Origin of the sequence: Athalassotoga sp. (assembly GCF_049965695.1) — a bacterium.
In the GTDB taxonomy this organism is placed as follows: domain Bacteria; phylum Thermotogota; class Thermotogae; order Mesoaciditogales; family Mesoaciditogaceae; genus Athalassotoga.
Genome location: NZ_JBMFWB010000018.1, coordinates 19,559 through 38,253 on the forward strand (window position 1 = coordinate 19,559; position 18,695 = coordinate 38,253).

The window sequence follows — 18,695 nt, forward strand, 5'->3', positions numbered from 1 at the left end:
CTATCACCTTAACAGCACAAATACGAGAATGGTAAGCAGTATCGTGATTACAGTCCATATCATCGTGAAAAATTGGTTGCCGATAACAAGACCGATAAGAAAAATTGCTAAAAAGAGAAGATAGACAAAAGATGCGAATTTTACCCGCATTGGAATTATTCTTATTCCAAGGTAGACGTAAGAAACTGTGCCTAAAATTCCAAAGATGATTTCCATCATGTTCCAAACCACCTCTGCGTGGCATTCCATCCAATAATCGCGGTTATATCCACGCCCAAAGAAAAGGCGGGCTTACGCCCGCTTTGGAGCGGGCAACGGGACTTGAACCCGCGACACTCGGCTTGGAAGGCCGATGCTCTACCAACTGAGCCATGCCCGCACAGAAAAGATTTTACCATAAAGAACCTTTAAGATCAATATGCCATTTTGATCTCTTTTCTCTCACAAATCTATCGGCATTCCCATGCCAACTTCCGCTGATTCCATGTAAATTTCTGAGATTGTCGGATGTGGATGAACATGATCAAGCAATTTTTCAAGGCTCATCTTTGAATGAACGGCTATAACTCCTTCCATAAGCACTTCCGTCGCCATCGGACCGACTATTGTGACTCCGATGATGTTTTCATCCTTGTCCGTCAAAATTTTACCAAATCCATCGTTGAATTCAAGCGTTCTTGCGCGTCCGAGAGCGGTCATCGGGAAAACGCCTTTTTTATATTCTATTCCAGATTTTTTAAGTTCATCTTCCCCGTAACCTACATTCCCTATTTCCGGCGTTGTGAAGATGACGCTCGGAGATGATCTGTAATCCATCTTCAAATTTCCACCTTTCATATTGGTAACGGCCACGATGCCTTCCCTTGATGCAACGTGGGCAAGCATGTACTTTCCATTTATATCACCGGCTGCGTATATGTTTGGAATATTGGTTTTCATCGCATCGTCCGTGATGACGTTTCCCTTCGGATCAAGTCCAACGCCAAGTGCTTTGATATCGTCCGTCATGTTGGATTTTCTTCCCACACTCAGAAGAATCATCTCGAAAGTTTTTTCAAATCTTTCTTTTTCTTCGAAAGCAACTTTGAAACCATTGTCAACTTTATCGACGGAAAGTGTTTTCGTCGCAGTGTGAATTTCTATGCCGCGCTTTTTCATTGAATTGGTAAGCACATCTGCCACATCACCGTCCATGTTCGGCAAAATGTGATCCATAACTTCGACGACGGTAACCTGAGAACCTATTGATGAGAAGAAATTGGCCATTTCGACGCCTATTACTCCTCCACCGACGATTAAAATACTCGATGGAATCTTATCGAGAGAAAAAATCTCATCACTTGTCATAACGCCATCGACGTTGAAGGGAGGAAATTTTATCGGATGAGAACCTTGAGCGAGCAAAAGATTTTTGAATTCAACGGTTTTATCCGCGACATGCGCTTTGTTAAGGTTATCGACTGTTGCATGGCCTGTCAAAAGATCAACGTTATTTTTCTTTAACAGATATTCGATTCCCTTTCTGCCTTTCATAACAACTCTATCGGTCCTTGATTTGACAGATTTCATGTCGATTGAAAAATTTTCAGTGGTTATTCCAAATTTTTTTGATTCTTTTATGCTTTGAAAAAGTTCGGAAGAGGCAAGCCATGCCTTTGTCGGTATGCATCCAACATTCGTGCATGTACCTCCCAAAAATTTTTCTTCCGCGATGGCAACCTTCATTCCAAGTTGAGATCCACGTATAGCCGCAACATATCCTGCAGGGCCTCCGCCCATTACAAAAAGATCGTATACCATAATTGCACCTCCGTAATATATGATACAACTTTCACATGTATATTTTTACCTTCAAAAATGTTAAGATCCTTTTGAGAGGTGATCTATTATGAAAATCATTTTTATGAATCGTCTGGAAGAAGATTGGATAAAAAAGGTAGAAGCACTTAAAAACGAATTTAAAGACGTTGAATTCATAATTTCTCAAAATCGTGTTGAAACTGAAAAAATGCTTGAGACGGCAGACGGTGTCGTAGGTGATCGTTTTTCACCCGACGAAATATCAAAAGCCAAAAATTTGAAGGTCATCTTCGTTCCATGGACAGGTGTAAACAATTTGCCTTGGGAAGAAATCAAAAGCAGAAAAATAGTTGTTTCAAACAATCATGCCAACGCTCAAATTGTGGCGGAACGTGCGATTGCCCTCACGTTATCTTTGATGGGCAGGATAGTCGAATACCACAACGATCTTGCCAAAGGCATCTGGCACGGATTTTCCGGTGGAGATGCCAAAAACGCTTTTTGGACCTCTTTAAGAGGGAAAAGTTGTGGCATATGCGGTACCGGAGGCATTGGTAAAGAAACGGCAAAACTTTTAAAGGCTTTCGATTGCAAAACGATAGGATTTAAAAAGCAAAAATCGCATGAAAAAATAGATTTTTTCGATGAAATAACGTTCGACCTTGAAAACATGATCTCAAAAAGCGATGTCATTTACATAGCCCTGCCTTTGACACCGCAAACAAAGGGCATCATAAATCGTGACATCATCTCAAAAATGAAAGGTAAGTTTCTTGTGAATGTCAGCAGAGGAGACATCATAGACGAAAAAGCCCTTTACGATGGCATAAAGGACGGGATACTTGCCGGTGCCGCGATAGACACATGGTACAGGTACCCGTCAAAAGAGACTCCGGCAACCTTACCTTCTTCGTACCCGATTCACAATTTCAAAAATGTCGTAATCTCTCCGCACGTTGGGAGTTTGACGGTCGAAGGAGTGGAGGGCATGGCGGATGCCACAATAGACAACATAAGAAGTTATATCAAAACTGGAAAACCCGTGAATGTTGCAAATGCCGATCTGATGTATTGAAGAGGAGGCTTGAAATGGAAAAGAAAAAAGTTTTCATAATAGGAGGCGGTTTCGGAGGATTAAGCACATTTTACAGCCTTCGTAAGAACGGATCGGAAATCGTCGATCTTACACTTGCGGATTCGAGAGAAACAAGCCTCGAAAAACCGTCTCTTCCCGAAGTGGCATTCATAGGAAAACCACTTAACAAAGTTCAAATACCTTTGAAATCGATCATAGAAAGGAATGGCGGGAAGTACCTCAATTCGGAGGTCAAAATCGTCGATCCTAAATCAAGCGAAATAGAATTTCTTGATGGAACTAAAATGGCTTACGATTACCTTGTGATCGCGACGGGTGCCGTGAAAGATTATGAAGCGATAGAAGGATTTAACGATCACGGGTATTCCGTTTGCGATGATACCCATGCACCCAAACTTTACGATCGTATGTTGAATTTTGAAGAAGGGAAAATAGTCATAGGAGCGGCAAGAACAGAATGGGCAGATCATCCTGATGTCAAAAAATTGTCTGCCCCGTGTGAAGGGCCAATAGGAGAAATCATGTTCATGCTTGATTACGCTTTGAGACAAAAGGCTGTGAGATCGAAAAGTACGATAAATGTTTTTTCGCCAGGAAAGATATTTTTCGAAGATGTTGGACCAAAAGTTCACAAATCACTTGAACCTGTTATAAAAGCTCAAGGCATAAACGTTTTGACTTCAAAGTCGATAAAAAAGATAGAAAAAGACCATGTTGAATTCGAAGATGGAAGTTCTCTCGAAAGTGATTTGACGATCGTAATACCGCCTTATGCCGGCACGCCTTTTGTAAAAAATTCGGGCATCGGAGATGAAAAGGGCTTCGTAATGACCGATTCTCAAATGAGACATACTGAATACAAAAATATCTTTGCGGTTGGAGATATAAATGCCATCACGATGCCGAAATTGGGTCATATAGCGGTCATGGAGGGGCAGATTGCATCAAGTGCAATTTTGAAAGATATAAAAGGAGACGGAGAAGTTTTACCATTCAGGCCCGAAGTGTTTTGCATCATGAACAGGGGCGGAATCGATGCGACGATGATCCTATCCGACTACCTTTACGGCGGAAAAACCGATATAACGTTAAATGGTCCGATTGCGCACATGATGAAATGGGGATTCGACGATTTCTACTTTTACACGAAAGGTCATATGCCACCGGAGTTGATGCAAAACGGACTGAAGAAATTCCTTGAAAGCATAAAAAAATAGAAGTATACTGAACCAATTTCAAATTGCTCCGGCAGATAACACGTGGCTCGTAGCATGTGGGAAAGAAAGAGATCAGGGATTAGACATTAGAGATTAAAAAACAGCAAATGGCGCATGGCTAATAGCAGGTGAAAAAACAAAACACTGTATAAATTGTACACTATTGACTTTATTAGAGTATCTGTTCACTGATTTTTCCTCTCAGACTGCAGAGGCCATCTCGAGGATGATCTGTACTTCATGTCCGTCCTCGAATGTCGGTAATCCTTCTATTTCTTCGCCCATTATGGATTTGAAGAAAAAGATCAAAGACGTCATGTGGGCATCGATCATGAATCCTTGAGACAATTTTTGCGGTGGGTAAACCTTCACGATGTTTCTGTAAAACTCATCCTTTAAAAGCAGTTCGTCATCGAAATAAATATGTTTTGAATTCACGTCAAAGACTTCCGGTATGTAAGGGTTATCGGTGTTTATGAAGATTGAACCTTTTTCCGCGTATATTTCAAGTCTTGTGCCTTCTTTCCCGGCCGCAACTCTCGAAGACTCTATCGTGCCGGTCGCACCTGATTTCAAATCGGCAAAGATCAAAGCCCAATCGTCAACATCGACATTTTGCATTTTTTCCCCGTCGAATCTCTGCGTAACCACTGTTTTCATTTTTGATCGAACAGATTCGAAATCTCCGAGTAAAAATCTCACGAGATCTATCATGTGAGATCCGAGATCGAAAAGAGCACCGCCGCCGCTCTTCGATCTTTCAAGGCGCCATGACATGACCTTCGATCTGTTCAAATAACTCGAGTGAAAAAATTCTCCCCTAAATGCGTACACTTTTCCGAGCAGTTCCTGTGAAAGAATCGAATGCGCATAGGCTACGGCCGGAATGAATCTTATCATGAAAGCAACCTGATTTTTGACCCTACGTTTCGAAACGGCCTTAACAATTTCTTCGGTCTCTTTTGAATTCATTCCGAGTGGCTTTTCAGAGTAAATATTTTTACCTGCCAGGGCGGATGCCGTTATCTGATCTTTGTGAAGAAAATTGGGTGTACATATATCGACAAGATCGACATTCAAATCCAAAAGCGATTCAAATTTGTCCACGACATTTTTGAAGCCCAGCGATATTCCTTCGCTTTTATGAGCGGAAGATGTGGTCGACAGCCCTGTCAAATCGATGTCAAAATCGAAAGATCCCGCAACTTTTATGTTTTTTATCGCCATAAGATGAATTCTCGCTATTCCACCAAGTCCGGAAAGTCCATAATTTATTTTCAAATCATCATGCCTTTCATTTTAAATTAACCTGTGTACACGGCCGAAATACTCATCGGTCTCTGTTAAATAGAGAATCCCCTGAATCAAACCAATTATGGCTGGAATTCCGGTCCAACAAAAGATAAGCATCAGAATGCCCCATCCGATGTTGTGAAGGTAAAACTGGTGAATTCCAAGTCCACCGAGCAATATACCCAAAATACCTGCCGTTATTCTTTTGTGGTGAACATACTCGGATCCGCTTTGGTAAGGAGCGTAAGAAGGCGGAATTGTGCTGGCAGGTTGTCTTACACCACATTTGGGACATATCTCTGCCTTTTCATCGATTTCGGCGCCGCAATTTACGCAATACTTCTTTCCCGCTTCAGCCATAAAAATACCCCCTTGAGACGCAGTCTGTTCTATTTTACAACATAATTTATCATATTCAAAACAAAAAAGCGGGCTTTCGCCCGCTTTTGATGTTTAGATCAATATTCGGGAGGCATAGGAGGCATTTCTTTTTTCTCCTCCGGCTTTTCGACTATCGCAACTTCCGTTGTCAAAAGCATGGAAGAGATAGAAGATGCATTCTGAAGAGCACTCCTTGTTACCTTTGCAGGATCTATTATACCGGCTTCAAACATATCGACGAATTTCCCTTTAAGAGCGTCGTATCCGTAAGATTTACTTGAATTTGCAAGTATTTCGTTTACAACGACGGCACCTTCGACACCAGCATTCTGGCATATTATCTTCAAAGGTTCACTCAAAGCATTTCTAACTATCATGGCACCGATTTTCTTTTCACCTTCAAGTTTATCCTCAAATTTCTTGAGGTCTTGAGCGATTCTCAGAAGAGTAACTCCTCCACCGGCCACGATTCCCTCTTCAACCGCTGATTTTGTTGCACTCAAAGCATCTTCGATTCTTTGTTTCTTTTCTTTGAGTTCTGTCTCAGTCGCTGCTCCGACTTTTATAACCGCAACTCCACCGGAGAGTTTAGCCATTCTTTCTTGTAAAGTTTCTTTTTCATATTCGCTGGTTGTATTTTCAATCTGGGCTTTTATCTGTGCAATTCTGTCTTTTATGTCTTTTTCTTTACCGGCACCATCTACGATCAAAGTGTCATCTTTTCTTACTTTTATACTCTTTGCACGACCGAGCATGTCCAAAGTGACGTTATCGAAGTCAAGTCCGACTTCTTCGCTTACAACAGTGCCACCTGTGAGTATGGCTATATCCTGAAGCATGGCTTTTCTTCTGTCTCCAAAGCCAGGGGCTTTGACGGCCATAATGTTGAGTGTGCCCTTCAATTTGTTAAGTACAAGAGTTGTGAGAGCCTCTCCTTCGACATCTTCTGCTATTATAAGCAACGGTTTTCCGGTTTGGGCAGTTTTTTCAAGCAAAGGAATGATCGGCTTTACGGCACTTATTTTTTTGTCGGTTATAAGTATAAAAGCATCTGAGAGATTCGCTTCCATCTTTTCTGCATCCGTAACAAAATATGGGGAGATGTATCCGCGATCAAATTGCATACCTTCCGTGAATTCAACATGCGTTTCCATTGTCTTTGAATCCTCGACGGTTATTACCCCATCTTGTCCAACTTTATCCATTGCTTCTGCTATCAATTCACCTATTTCTTCGTTATTAGCGCTTATAGCCGCAACATGGGCGATATCAGATCTTCCGTTCAATTTTTTGCTGAGTTTCTTTATCTCTTCAACGGCCTTTTCGGTGGCTTCCTGCATACCGGTTCTCATAACCATCGGATTTGTTCCGGCAGTTATATTCTTTATGCCTTCTTTTATCATGGCTTCCGCCAAAACAGTTGCCGTCGTGGTTCCATCACCGGCTGCATCATTTGTCTTTGTTGCAACCTCTTTTACAAGTTGAGCGCCAAGATTTTCGAACTTATCTTCAAGATCGATCTCTTTAGCAATTGAAACACCATCACTTGACACGGTTGGAGAACCAAAACTCTTTTCAACAACCACATTTCTTCCTTTAGGACCAAGCGTAATTTTAACGGCACTTGCAAGTTTTTCAACACCTGTAAGTATAGATTGCCTTGCATCTTGATCGAATTTGAGTAACTTGGGCATTATTCATTTACCTCCTTCATTTTTCAACCTTTGCGAGAACATCGTTCCAATCGATCAATATGTAATCTTCGTCGTCAACCTTGATCTCATTTCCTGAGTACTTCGCAAAAATAACCACATCACCGATTTTCACGTTGATGTCGTCGCCAGTTCCAACCTCAATAACTTCTGCTCTTTGCGGCTTTTCTTTCGCATTTTCCGGCAGAACTATTCCTCCAGCAGATTTAGGTTCCTCTTTCAATGGCTTGATCAGAATCCTTTCACCAAGCGGTTTAATCCTCATTTTCGTACTCATTCCAAGAAAACCTCCTTTCAAATTAGCACTCTAACATCTCTTCTGCTAATTATGTTAGCGCACTTCAATTCCTAATCAAAGGCTCAATTTTAACAATTATACCATTTTAAAGACGATTATGGAGATTTATTCCCAAATATAAGTGTATATCTTCGTAAATCTCCTGATATCGCCCTTTTGTAAGTTTTCAACAATCAAAAAAGTCAATAACCGTATGGCTAAAAATGAGTTTTCAACACTTTCAACAAAAGTTTTCAACACTTTCAACAATCGACTGTTGAAAACTCATGAAATGCTTGTAAAATAAGAAAAATATCGTTGTTGAAAACTTTTTACACATCGTTGCATTATTTTTGTCTATAACCATGCCTGTTTTGGAACTTTTCAACACGATAATTCAAAAATGAGTTTTCAACAATTTTATCCCCAAAAAGTTTTCAACAAGTTTTCAACAAAGTTTTCAACAATCAAAAAGCCAGTAGCCATATGGCTAAAAATGAGTTTTCAACAATTTCAACAACACATACTAATAAGAAAAATACTAAAAATATATTATTATTAGTATGAGGTGAGAAAATGATATACGCGATAGGTGACATACATGGATGTTTAGATTCGTTAAAACAACTTGTTGAAAAAGTAAATCCAAATTTAGAAGACAAAGTGATCTTCCTTGGAGATTACATAGACAGAGGACCTGATTCAAAAGGAGTTGTTGAATTCCTTTTGAGATTTTCTGCAACACACAAAAACACAATCTTCATAAAGGGAAATCATGAATGGATGATAAAAAGGTTTTACGATACAAGAGATCCGAAAGATTGGGAATTATGGGAATACAATGGAGCAAGGAAAACACTTGAAAGTTATGGTAACAACATAGAGAATATTCCCATTGAACATCTGAAATTCTTTGAAAAAACAAAACTTTACCATGTTGAAGGAAGATATCTTTTTGTTCATGGAGGAATTAAACCCGGGATAAACCTTTCTAATCAAAAAGCGGAAGACATACTTTGGATAAGAGATGAATTCATATATTCAGAAAAGCCGTTAAAAAGATACACGGTTGTGTTTGGTCACACGCCAATGCATAAACCTTTGATTGAAAGTGATAAGATAGGAATTGACACAGGATGCGTTTACGGTGGAAGTCTTACCTGTCTGAGATTGGATGACAAAAAAATATTTCAGGTGAGGTGTAAAAAATGAAAGCCATATATCCGGGATCTTTCGATCCGATAACTTACGGTCATATAGACATAATCAAAAGGGCATCTGAAGTCTTTGATGATTTTACCGTTGTTTTGATGAACAACATGAGAAAGAAACCTTTGTTTTCCGCAGATGAAAGACTTGAGATGATAAAAGAAGTGACGAAAAATTTAAACGTAAAGGTAGATCTTCACAACGGTCTCCTTGTTCAATATGTAAGAGAAAAAGGAATCAAAATAGCGATAAGAGGATTAAGAGCCGTCGAAGATTTCGAATATGAATTCGAAATGGCCCTTGCAAATAGAGAAATGTGTCCCAACCTTGAGATGATATATTTCATGACAGATATAAGATTTCTTTTTCTTTCTTCGTCTATGGTAAAAGAAGTGGCACAGTTTGGAGGAGAATTAAAACAATGGGTTCCTCAAATGGTGGAAGACAAATTAAGAGAGAAATTCCAGATGTAACTATACTTTGCGGCGGCACTTCACCCGAAAGAGAAGTCTCAATATCGAGTGGAAAAAACATATTCGAATCTCTTAAGAAAATGAACGTGAAATCAACTCTTTTCGTATGGGATGGTAACTTCGAAGCGCTTGAATCGATCAATTCAATCTGTTTTATAATGCTCCATGGTTCACCGGGTGAAGACGGAAGCGTTCAAAAATTTTTTGAATCAAAAGGTATAATTTACACAGGCTCTGATTCGAGAAGTTGTGAAATAACGATAGATAAACTCAAAACAAAGGAATACTTTGAAAGCATGAACATCAAAACCCCAAAATGGTCTTCGCATCCTGAGGAATTTCCATGCGTTTTTAAACCAAGATTTGGAGGATCGAGTATAGGAGTTAAAATTTATTTTTCCCCAAAAGAAATTACCGAAGGCAAAGACGGATTTTACGAAAATTACATCGATGGCAGAGAAATAACCATTTCGGTACTCGACATAAAAGGCAAGCCAACTGTACTTCCAATTCTTGAGATAATCCCAAAAGGCAAATTTTACGATTACAATTCCAAATATTCTCCTTATGGTTCAACCCTTATTGCTCCGGCACCTTTGAACATAAGTGAAAAAACAGGAATCGAAACAGCAGCGTTGAAAATTTATGAAGAAATTGGTTGTAGAGGATTTGCGAGAATAGATGGTATAATTTCAAATGGGGAGTTTTATTTCTTGGAGATCAACGCTATCCCCGGAATGACTCCTACAAGCGATCTTCCTGCCTCTGCAAGGGCGTATGGATTGAGTATGGAAGAAGTTGTGCTTGAACTTTTGTATTCTGCGATGAGGAGGTAAGTAAATTGGATTTTCATTCTACAACTGTAATTGTTGTAAGAAAAGATGGTAAAACCGTCATGGCCGGTGATGGGCAGGTTACGACCGGAGAAACCATAATGAAGTCAACGGCCAAAAAAGTTAGAAGACTTGGAGACGGTAAAATAATAGCCGGTTTTGCAGGATCGGTAGCGGATGCGTTCACACTTTTTGAAAGATTTGAAGTTAAATTGAGAGAATCAAACGGTGTTTTGGCAAAAGCAGCCATAGAACTTGCGAAAGATTGGAGAATGGACAGAGCACTGAGGCGTCTTGAAGCACTTTTGATAGTTGCGGATAGTCAAAACATCTTTTTGCTTTCCGGAAGCGGTGAGGTCATTCAACCGGATGAACCAATCATGGCAATTGGATCCGGCGGTAACTATGCACTTTCTGCTGCACGTGCGCTTTACAGAAACACTCAAATGAATGCCCACGAAATTGCGGTTAAATCTATGGAAATAGCAAGCGAAATATGTATCTACACCAATTCAAACATAACGGTAGAGGAATTGTGAGGAGGATTGATCTTGAATATAGATGAACTTACTCCAAAAGAAATAGTCGATGAACTCGATAAATACATAATAGGACAGGAAGAAGCGAAAAAATCAGTTGCCATAGCCTTGAGAAACAGAATAAGGCGCATGAAATTGTCGGAAGACATGCAAAGAGATGTGATGCCTAAAAATATACTCATGGCAGGGCCAACCGGCGTTGGAAAAACAGAAATAGCAAGAAGACTTGCCCAACTTTCTGGAGCACCTTTCATCAAAGTTGAGGTGACAAGATACACTGAAGTAGGTTACGTTGGAAAATCAGTCGAATCCATAATAAGAGATTTAGTTGAAGAAAGCATAAATACCGTAAAATCCGAAATGACCGTAACGGTTGAAAAAGAAGCGCAAAAAGCCGTCGAAGAACGTATATTGGATGCGCTTGTGCCCGATAGTGTGAGAAAGCAACCTGCAGGTGGCATAATGTCATTTTTTCAAAATCCACAACAACAGGTTCCGCCGGAAACTCACAGAGTGGCGATGTCGAAACGTGAAGAAATGCGCGAAAGGTTGAAAAACAACGAGATAGAAGATTTTGAAATAGAAATAGAGGTTGAAGACACAACACCATCGATGCCCATGATAGGCGGTATGAGTCCTGAAGATCTTGGAATAGACATTCAAGATATGTTCGGTGGCATGATTCCCAAGAAAATGAAAAAAAAGCGTGTTAAAATCAAGGATGCGAGAAAACTTCTGCTTCCAATCGAGTCGGAAAAACTTATAGATAAAGATAGAATGATTCAGGATGCAATCGATAGGGCTCAGTACAAAGGCATAGTTTTTCTTGATGAATTCGACAAGATAGTCGGATCAAATTCAAGATCGGGACCGGATGTATCAAGAGAAGGTGTTCAAAGAGACCTGCTGCCGATAGTTGAAGGTACTACGGTATCGACAAAATACGGACCTGTAAAAACGGACTACATACTTTTCATAGCCGCCGGTGCTTTTCATATGTCGAAGCCTTCGGATCTGATTCCAGAAATTCAGGGAAGATTTCCAATAAGAGTAGAGTTAAGCGCTCTAACTCAGAAAGATTTTGAAAGAATACTCATAGAGCCCAAAAATTCTTTGATTTATCAGTACAAAGCCCTGCTTGCCACGGAAGGAATAGATGTGAATTTCACAGACGATGGCCTTTCTGAGATAGCAAGAATAGCGTACGAGGTTAATGAAAAGAAAGACAACATAGGTGCTCGAAGGCTTTACACTGTAATGGAAAAGGTGATGGAAGAAGTTTCATACAATGCACCAAAAGTTGAAAGCCCCGTTGTTGTCGATAAGGATTACGTCATAAACAGAGTTGAAGAAATAGCCAAAGATGAGGACTTAAGTTCCTACATTCTTTGAGCCAAAAAGGAGAGAAGTTTTATGTTTGAAGTTGTCGAAGAAAACAAAAATGTCAAAACGGTCAAGGTATCTTTGGATCATAAAGCCATTGACGAAGCAAGAGACGAAGTTTACGAAGATATTTCCAAAGATATCAAAGTTAAAGGATTCAGGCCGGGAATGGTTCCGAGAAATCTCATAAACACGATAATAGGGATGGATAGAATTAACTCCCTTATAAAAGATCAGGTCGCAGACGAGGCCTTTCATATCCTTATGCGTGATTATTTCAAAGATATCAACGAAATCGATACTGTTTTGCCTCCCAAGGTTAAATCGGTTGAATTAGGTGGAACTGCGGATATACTTTTTGAGATACACGCATTTCCAAAGGCCCAAATCGAATCGATGAAGGGAATAGAAATAACCATTCCAGATTTCGGAAGTGCAGATGAAGAAGTTAACAGAACCATAGAAGAATTAAGAGAAGAAAAAGCCATACTTACACCAAAGGCGGCAGATCAAAGTGCCCAAATAGGGGATGTCGCCGAGATAGAATATGTCGATTTGACCGGAAAAGATCCCGAGAAAAAAACACTTGAAATAAGAATAGGTGAACCAGCAGAAGGAACGATTTTTCCTCATATCATAGGGAAAAAAGTCGGGGATGAATTTGATTTCACATCAACGGCTGAGAACACGGGAAATAAGGCAAGTTTGCATGTTAAGTTGACCAAATTGTACTTAAAACAACTTCCCGATCTCGATGATAATTTCGCTAAGATGGTCGATGAAAAATATGAGACCTTTGACGATCTCAAAGCCACTTTAAAAGATGATTTTAATAAATCGTTAGATAAAGTTATCGTTTCAATAAAAAGAGACAGGATTTTAAATGAATTGGTTAATAAAACAAAGATAGATGTTCTTGATTCGACGATCGATTATTTCATGAATTACCTCGTAGACCAGAAAAAAGAGGACAAAGTTTACGACAAAGAATTAAAAGATAAATTTCACGGTGACGAAAAGGCATATATGGATTCCATTAGAGATGAGGTAATCAGTTATCTCAAATTGGAGGGAGCCTTAAAGTTTGTTGCACAGGAAAAATCTTTGAGCGTTTCGGACGAAGAAATCTTCGAAGAGGCAAAACGTGATTACGAAGAATCAAAGATAAGTGATGAAAGATTGAAGATCATGCTGAAAAAAGATCCAGCCCTTTATTCAATGATAAGACGCGAACTTTTGTCTTCCAAAGTCGCAGATGAACTTTTAAAAGATGCGGTTGTGACCGTTGAAGAAAAAAATGAAGACGAAGTAATCGAAGATGATGAAGAAAATGATGAAAGTGAGGGAGAAAATTGAAATACGATATCAGCGATCAGACTATACCGATAGTCATAGAAACAACGGGAAGAACTGAGCGTGCTTACGATATATACTCGAGACTCCTAAAAGATAGAATAATTTTTCTTGAGGGAATAGTTGATGATATGACATCAAGCCTTGTCGTAGCGCAATTGCTCTTTCTTGAAGCGGAGGATCCAGACAAAGACGTTTACATGTACATAAACTCGCCCGGCGGATCGGTAACGGCCGGCATGGCGATATACGACACGATGCAATTTCTTAAATGTGATGTCGTTACAACCGCGATTGGTTCTGCCGCATCAATGGCTGCCGTACTGCTTGCCGCCGGAACAAAAGGAAAGAGATACTCACTTCCCCATGCGACGGTGATGATCCATCAACCGCTTGGAGGAGCGGAAGGTCAGGCTAAAGATATAGAGATACGGGCGAAAGAAATCATGAGAATAAGAAATGAACTAAATAATATTCTCGTAAAACATACGGGACAGTCCATTGAAAAAATAGAGAAAGATACTGACAGGGACTTCTTCATGAACGCCGAAGAGGCTTTGAGTTACGGTTTGATAGATAAAATCATCTCTTCAAAAAGAGAGGTAGAAGGAGATTCGAAAAAGTGAAAAATGAAAAGGTTTGTTCTTTTTGTGGAAGAAGCGCGTCTGAAGTCAACAGATTGATCGCTGGGCCAAATGATATTTACATATGCGATGAATGTGTTGAACTGTTTCACGATATACTTCACGACCATCAGACAGAAGAACAAAGTAACAAAGTAAGAACTTTACCAAGTCCCTCAGAGATAAAATTGGAACTTGATAAATACGTTATCGGTCAGGAAAAAGCAAAAAAGGCCATAAGCGTCGCAGTTTACAACCATTACAAACGTGTTTTCATGAACAAAAAATTCGACGATGTAGAAATAGAAAAGTCAAACATAATGCTTATAGGACCAACCGGTGCGGGCAAAACGCTTATAGCGAGAGTGCTGGCAAAGATATTGGATGTCCCTTTTGCCATAACAGATGCGACACCGCTTACAGAAGCGGGTTATGTTGGCGAAGATGTTGAAAATGTCATATTAAGACTTCTTCAGGTAGCCGACTTTGACATAGAAAAAGCGCAGCATGGCATCATATACATTGACGAAATAGATAAAATAGCAAGAAAATCTTCGAACGTTTCAATTACCAGAGATGTATCTGGCGAAGGGGTTCAGCAGGCGCTTTTGAAAATTGTCGAAGGAACGGTTGCCAACGTTCCACCTCAAGGCGGCAGAAAACATCCTTATCAGGAATTCATAAAGGTTGATACCACAAACATACTTTTCATAATAGGCGGTGCGTTTGACGGCCTTGAAGAGATAATAAGATCGAGAATTCAACAAACGACTGTCGGCTTTGCTGCTGACATAAAGTCAAAACGTGATGAAGACATAAACTCAATCTTGAAACAGGTTACACCCGATGATCTCGTCAAATACGGTATAATGCCGGAATTCGTGGGAAGATTTCCAATAGTGTCTACTTTGGATCAGTTAAATGAAGAACAACTTGTGAGAATACTCGTTGATCCCAAAAATGCGGTGGTAAAACAATACAAAAAGTTGTTAGAACTTGACGGTGTCGATCTTGAATTTGAGCAAGATGCGCTGAAAGAGATAGCAAAAATGGCAAGGAAAAAAGGTACCGGAGCAAGAGGATTGAAAAGCGTCATAGACGAGATAATGATGGAAGTGATGTTCAACGTGCCAAGATTACAAAATGTCAAAAGGGTAATTGTGACCAACGAAACCGTTAAGGAAGGGAAAGAGCCTGTCATAGAAATGAGGGAATCTGCTTAATGGCTCTGATTCTCGGCATAGAAAGTTCTTGCGACGAAACTTCAGTTGCAATTGTCGAAAACGGTGAAAGTGTGCTTTCTGAGAAAACAGCGTCTCAAATAAACATTCACGCACTTTACGGCGGAGTTGTGCCTGAGATAGCGTCGCGATACCATCTTGAGAAAATATCCATATTGGTAAAAATGGTCTTCGAAGAAACAAAGATCGACCCAAAAAAGATATCTGCCATAGCGGTTACGTACGGGCCAGGGCTGGTTGGACCTTTGCTTGTTGGACTTTCTTACGCAAAAGCGCTGTCTTTTGCCCTAAAAGTGCCTCTTATAGGTGTTAATCACATGATAGGCCATCTTAACGCTGTTTTTCTTTTTGACAAGAATATCGATTTTCCATGTGCCGTTCTGATGATTTCTGGAGCCCATACCGAGATCGTTTACATGAAATCGATGGATGATTTTGAAATTTTAGGCAAATCAATAGATGATGCAGCCGGAGAAGCATTTGATAAAGTTGCGCGCATGTTGGATCTTCCCTATCCGGGAGGTCCACAGATAGATAAAATTTCAAAAGATGGCAAACCCATTTATAAATTCACAAAACCTAAAACTGTCGGGAAATACGATTTTAGTTTCAGCGGTCTGAAGACTCATATAAGATACTTTTTGAAAGATAACCCGGGAGTAAAAGTTGAAGATGTAGCGGCTTCTTTTCAGGAAACCGTTTCTTCGATACTCATAGAAAAAATTGTGAAAGCGGCCAAAGCATATAATGTCAGAGACGTAGTGATCGCTGGTGGAGTGGCGGCGAATTCGGCCGTGAGAAGAAAGACGGAAGAAGCGGGTCGTAAAAATGATCTTGTCTTTCATTTTCCTCCTCTCAGGTATTGTACGGATAACGCTTCCATGATAGCCGCAGCAGGATGGCACGATTACAAAGCGGGCAAATTTGCCGATTTTAACCTCAACGCCGTTCCAAATCTGGAGGTTTGAATGCGCATTTCTTATGGTAGCGCAAGATTTTTAAACCTGATCTCGTCAGGTCCTCTTTTGGATATAAAAACGGTTTACACGATGTTCGGAGAAAGATGCGTCTTCGATTGTGCATATTGTACTCAGGCAAAGACGAGTAAATCTTCGACGGACATGCTTTCAAGAATTGTATGGCCGGTTTTTGACCTTGAAAGAATTGTCGATGCTTTAAAAAATGCGGATGGCGTTAAAAGAATATGTCTTCAGGTTGTCTCAACTCCATCGGTGGAGAAAGAGGCATTTGATTTCATCCAAAAAGTTAAAACGTTGAACATTCCGATATCTGTAAGTGTAAGGATAACCAATTTTGAAATGGCGAAAAAATGGTTTGATCATGGCATAGAAAGGTTAGGTATGGCAACGGATGTCGTAGACGAGAAACTTTACGAAATTTACAGGGGAGGAAAATTTAAAAATCATGTTGAACTTGTCAAAAAAATTGCAAATAATTTCCCCGGACGGGTTACGACGCATGTGATAGTCGGTCTCGGAGAGAGCGAAAGACAAATGGTTGAGTTCATCCAGGAGATGTACGATTCAAAGGTAAGTGTCGGCCTTTTTGCCTTTACGCCTATCAGAGGTACAAAACTTGAAAACAAACCAAGGCCTGCTTTTGAATCTTACAGGCGTATTCAAATATCTCATTATCTTATAAAAAATGGCCTTTCGAGAGTCGATGATTTCGAGTTTTCAAAAGACGGAGATATTATAGGATACGGATTTGATCCGGCCGGCGTACCTCAATCTGCTTTTGAAACCTCAGGATGCCCAAATTGTACAAGACCTTACTACAACGAAAAACCTGGAGAAACATCTTATAACCTTTTTAAATCAAAAGTATGAGAACATTTTTTCAGGCTTACAACACCGCTTTTACCGTCGAAAACGATCGTTTTGTCTCATCTGAATATCACCCTGATAAGATAGAAAAATTAAATGGGTATGTATATCAGGGCTTTATAGATTCTCATGCTCACATAATCGGACTGGGAATGAAACTTATAACGCCTGACCTTGAAAAAACGAGATCAATCGATGAGATAATTAAAATTGCACGAAATTCGGATGCCACAATTTTAAGAGGATGGGATGATGAGATCCTCGGTAAATATCCGGAAAAAAACATGCTCGATAAGATAGATAGACCTCTTTTGCTTGTCAGAAGATGTGGTCATGTTGGTGTGGCAAACAAGAAATTTTTGAAAATGGTCGAAATAGATTCTGAAGACGGGATCTTAAAAGAACACGCTTTGATAAAAGCACTTGAAAGAGTGAAGCAAGATCCCGAATATCTCATAAAAGCCATAAATGCGGCCGAAAATGAATTTTTCAGGTATGGTGTTACAACCGTCCATTCAGACGATTCTTCAAATTTAGATCCGCAAATCGTCAACGATTTAATTTCAAACTTGAAAATAGATGTTTATGAACATTTACACATCCACTCACTTGAAGAAATGGAAAGATACACTTCTTTGAAGCCACAGTCCATTAAACTACTTTTGGATGGTTCTTTAGGCGCCAGAACGGCCTTTCTCAGATCCAATTACGATGATTCAAATAATCGTGGCGTGTTGAACTTTGATCCGGACGAATTGAAACGAATAATTCGTCTTGCCGATTCAAATGGAATTCAAGTCGTTGCTCATGCAATAGGAGATGGTGCTCTTGATATTCTGCTTGATGCCTTTGAATCAACGGATCCGAATTTAAGGCACAGAATTGTTCATGTTCAGATGGCGTGGCCGGATCAAATAGAAAAAATCAAGAAAATGAATTTATGCGTCGATGTTCAGCCTCAATTTTTTACCTCAGATGAGAAGATGGCAAAAGACAGAATAGGAAGCAGAATGAAAATTGCTTATCCATTCAAAAAACTTATTGAAGCCGGTATAAGAACGGCTTTTTCTTCTGATGCACCCGTTGAAATTCCAGATCCATTACTCGGCATACGCGCTGCGAAAAAAATGGAAATAGATCCGGTAACTTCTCTTTTGGCATACACGGTAGAAGGATCATTTCAAGAGTTCAACGAGCACAAAAAAGGAAACATATCGGAAGGTATGATTGGTGATTTCGTCGTTTTATCAAAACCGATAGATGATGAATCCGCAAAAGTTATCGCCACTTACAAAAAAGGCATAAAAGTCCTTTAACGTCCTTTTAAGCAAGAATTCTCCCACTTCTATAAGTGGTGAGATGAATTGCTCTTTGATTTGTGTTAGAATGGAATCAGATAGTAACAATCATTCGTCAGC

The 18,695-nt window shown here is 39.8% G+C and carries 19 protein-coding genes and 1 tRNA gene; 13 read left to right on the top strand and 7 right to left on the bottom strand.

Annotation, left to right across the window (positions count from 1 at the left end):
* Window positions 1-3: 3 nt before the first annotated feature.
* From ACP5NR_RS06740 to lpdA, 3 genes are all read right to left on the bottom strand, one after another.
* Complete coding sequence (locus tag ACP5NR_RS06740) at window positions 4-219, bottom strand: hypothetical protein (protein WP_428005024.1); 216 nt, start codon at window positions 217-219, stop codon at window positions 4-6.
* A gap of 84 nt (window positions 220-303) precedes the next feature.
* A tRNA-Gly gene (locus tag ACP5NR_RS06745) sits at window positions 304-379 on the bottom strand.
* A 62-nt stretch (window positions 380-441) separates the two neighbouring features.
* Complete coding sequence (gene lpdA, locus ACP5NR_RS06750; protein ID WP_428005025.1) at window positions 442-1,800, bottom strand: dihydrolipoyl dehydrogenase; 1,359 nt, start codon at window positions 1,798-1,800, stop codon at window positions 442-444.
* Between the two features lie 88 nt (window positions 1,801-1,888).
* Between lpdA and ACP5NR_RS06755 the strand changes: the two genes are divergently transcribed.
* On the top strand, window positions 1,889-2,875 hold the full coding sequence (locus ACP5NR_RS06755; RefSeq protein WP_428005026.1) for a 2-hydroxyacid dehydrogenase: 987 nt from the start codon (window positions 1,889-1,891) through the stop codon (window positions 2,873-2,875).
* Window positions 2,876-2,889: 14 nt separating this feature from the next.
* The gene (locus tag ACP5NR_RS06760) at window positions 2,890-4,113 is read left to right on the top strand and encodes an NAD(P)/FAD-dependent oxidoreductase (RefSeq protein ID WP_428005027.1); all 1,224 of its coding nucleotides are present in this window, start codon (window positions 2,890-2,892) and stop codon (window positions 4,111-4,113) included.
* A 201-nt stretch (window positions 4,114-4,314) separates the two neighbouring features.
* Here the strand turns inward: ACP5NR_RS06760 and ACP5NR_RS06765 are convergent, their stop codons facing one another.
* From ACP5NR_RS06765 to ACP5NR_RS06780, 4 genes are all read right to left on the bottom strand, one after another.
* Entirely contained in the window at window positions 4,315-5,394 is a 1,080-nt protein-coding gene (locus tag ACP5NR_RS06765; RefSeq protein WP_428005028.1) for a Gfo/Idh/MocA family protein, read from the bottom strand.
* An 18-nt stretch (window positions 5,395-5,412) separates the two neighbouring features.
* Window positions 5,413-5,766: an NINE protein gene (locus ACP5NR_RS06770; protein WP_428005029.1), complete on the bottom strand. Its 354-nt coding sequence runs from the start codon at window positions 5,764-5,766 to the stop codon at window positions 5,413-5,415.
* 98 nt (window positions 5,767-5,864) lie between these two features.
* The gene (groL, locus tag ACP5NR_RS06775; RefSeq protein ID WP_428005030.1) at window positions 5,865-7,481 is read right to left on the bottom strand and encodes a chaperonin GroEL; all 1,617 of its coding nucleotides are present in this window, start codon (window positions 7,479-7,481) and stop codon (window positions 5,865-5,867) included.
* A gap of 16 nt (window positions 7,482-7,497) precedes the next feature.
* Window positions 7,498-7,764: a co-chaperone GroES gene (locus tag ACP5NR_RS06780; protein ID WP_428005042.1), complete on the bottom strand. Its 267-nt coding sequence runs from the start codon at window positions 7,762-7,764 to the stop codon at window positions 7,498-7,500.
* 588 nt (window positions 7,765-8,352) lie between these two features.
* On the opposite strand from ACP5NR_RS06780, the gene ACP5NR_RS06785 reads away from it, so the two are divergent.
* Genes ACP5NR_RS06785 through ACP5NR_RS06835 form a run of 11 tightly spaced genes read left to right on the top strand, consistent with a single transcriptional unit; the run spans window position 8,353 to window position 18,593 of the window.
* Window positions 8,353-8,988 carry a metallophosphoesterase family protein gene (locus ACP5NR_RS06785; protein ID WP_428005032.1) on the top strand — a complete coding sequence of 212 codons (636 nt, stop codon included), beginning with the start codon at window positions 8,353-8,355 and terminating at the stop codon, window positions 8,986-8,988.
* On the top strand, window positions 8,985-9,458 hold the full coding sequence (coaD, locus tag ACP5NR_RS06790; protein ID WP_428005033.1) for a pantetheine-phosphate adenylyltransferase: 474 nt from the start codon (window positions 8,985-8,987) through the stop codon (window positions 9,456-9,458). The genes ACP5NR_RS06785 and coaD overlap by 4 nt, the downstream gene beginning before the upstream one ends.
* Window positions 9,407-10,294 carry a D-alanine--D-alanine ligase family protein gene (locus ACP5NR_RS06795; RefSeq protein ID WP_428005034.1) on the top strand — a complete coding sequence of 296 codons (888 nt, stop codon included), beginning with the start codon at window positions 9,407-9,409 and terminating at the stop codon, window positions 10,292-10,294. Before coaD ends, ACP5NR_RS06795 begins: the two co-directional genes overlap by 52 nt.
* Window positions 10,295-10,299: 5 nt before the next feature.
* Window positions 10,300-10,830, top strand: a complete 531-nt coding sequence (gene hslV, locus ACP5NR_RS06800) for an ATP-dependent protease subunit HslV (protein ID WP_428005035.1) — start codon at window positions 10,300-10,302, stop codon at window positions 10,828-10,830.
* 9 nt (window positions 10,831-10,839) lie between these two features.
* Window positions 10,840-12,222: an ATP-dependent protease ATPase subunit HslU gene (gene hslU / locus ACP5NR_RS06805; protein WP_428005043.1), complete on the top strand. Its 1,383-nt coding sequence runs from the start codon at window positions 10,840-10,842 to the stop codon at window positions 12,220-12,222.
* Window positions 12,223-12,243: 21 nt separating this feature from the next.
* A complete protein-coding gene (gene tig, locus ACP5NR_RS06810; RefSeq protein ID WP_428005036.1) occupies window positions 12,244-13,569 on the top strand; it encodes a trigger factor in 1,326 nt (441 codons plus the stop codon).
* The gene (clpP, locus tag ACP5NR_RS06815; protein WP_428005037.1) at window positions 13,566-14,192 is read left to right on the top strand and encodes an ATP-dependent Clp endopeptidase proteolytic subunit ClpP; all 627 of its coding nucleotides are present in this window, start codon (window positions 13,566-13,568) and stop codon (window positions 14,190-14,192) included. Before tig ends, clpP begins: the two co-directional genes overlap by 4 nt.
* Window positions 14,189-15,412, top strand: coding sequence for an ATP-dependent Clp protease ATP-binding subunit ClpX (gene clpX, locus ACP5NR_RS06820; protein WP_428005038.1), 1,224 nt, complete (start codon window positions 14,189-14,191; stop codon window positions 15,410-15,412). The genes clpP and clpX overlap by 4 nt, the downstream gene beginning before the upstream one ends.
* Window positions 15,412-16,398: a tRNA (adenosine(37)-N6)-threonylcarbamoyltransferase complex transferase subunit TsaD gene (tsaD, locus tag ACP5NR_RS06825; RefSeq protein WP_428005039.1), complete on the top strand. Its 987-nt coding sequence runs from the start codon at window positions 15,412-15,414 to the stop codon at window positions 16,396-16,398. The genes clpX and tsaD overlap by 1 nt, the downstream gene beginning before the upstream one ends.
* On the top strand, window positions 16,399-17,280 hold the full coding sequence (locus tag ACP5NR_RS06830; protein ID WP_428005040.1) for a radical SAM protein: 882 nt from the start codon (window positions 16,399-16,401) through the stop codon (window positions 17,278-17,280).
* Entirely contained in the window at window positions 17,277-18,593 is a 1,317-nt protein-coding gene (locus ACP5NR_RS06835; RefSeq protein WP_428005041.1) for an amidohydrolase, read from the top strand. The genes ACP5NR_RS06830 and ACP5NR_RS06835 overlap by 4 nt, the downstream gene beginning before the upstream one ends.
* The last annotated feature ends 102 nt before the right edge of the window (window positions 18,594-18,695 follow it).

What these genes read in the sequence shown, in the direction of transcription:
- ACP5NR_RS06740 (WP_428005024.1), bottom strand. Translation starts at nt 219, where the DNA reads ATGATGGAAATCATCTTTGGAATTTTAGGCACAGTTTCTTACGTCTAC.
- lpdA (WP_428005025.1), bottom strand. Translation starts at nt 1,800, where the DNA reads ATGGTATACGATCTTTTTGTAATGGGCGGAGGCCCTGCAGGATATGTT.
- ACP5NR_RS06755 (WP_428005026.1), top strand. Translation starts at nt 1,889, where the DNA reads ATGAAAATCATTTTTATGAATCGTCTGGAAGAAGATTGGATAAAAAAG.
- ACP5NR_RS06760 (WP_428005027.1), top strand. Translation starts at nt 2,890, where the DNA reads ATGGAAAAGAAAAAAGTTTTCATAATAGGAGGCGGTTTCGGAGGATTA.
- ACP5NR_RS06770 (WP_428005029.1), bottom strand. Translation starts at nt 5,766, where the DNA reads ATGGCTGAAGCGGGAAAGAAGTATTGCGTAAATTGCGGCGCCGAAATC.
- groL (WP_428005030.1), bottom strand. Translation starts at nt 7,481, where the DNA reads ATGCCCAAGTTACTCAAATTCGATCAAGATGCAAGGCAATCTATACTT.
- ACP5NR_RS06780 (WP_428005042.1), bottom strand. Translation starts at nt 7,764, where the DNA reads ATGAGGATTAAACCGCTTGGTGAAAGGATTCTGATCAAGCCATTGAAA.
- ACP5NR_RS06785 (WP_428005032.1), top strand. Translation starts at nt 8,353, where the DNA reads ATGATATACGCGATAGGTGACATACATGGATGTTTAGATTCGTTAAAA.
- coaD (WP_428005033.1), top strand. Translation starts at nt 8,985, where the DNA reads ATGAAAGCCATATATCCGGGATCTTTCGATCCGATAACTTACGGTCAT.
- ACP5NR_RS06795 (WP_428005034.1), top strand. Translation starts at nt 9,407, where the DNA reads ATGGGTTCCTCAAATGGTGGAAGACAAATTAAGAGAGAAATTCCAGAT.
- tig (WP_428005036.1), top strand. Translation starts at nt 12,244, where the DNA reads ATGTTTGAAGTTGTCGAAGAAAACAAAAATGTCAAAACGGTCAAGGTA.
- tsaD (WP_428005039.1), top strand. Translation starts at nt 15,412, where the DNA reads ATGGCTCTGATTCTCGGCATAGAAAGTTCTTGCGACGAAACTTCAGTT.
- ACP5NR_RS06830 (WP_428005040.1), top strand. Translation starts at nt 16,399, where the DNA reads ATGCGCATTTCTTATGGTAGCGCAAGATTTTTAAACCTGATCTCGTCA.
- ACP5NR_RS06835 (WP_428005041.1), top strand. Translation starts at nt 17,277, where the DNA reads ATGAGAACATTTTTTCAGGCTTACAACACCGCTTTTACCGTCGAAAAC.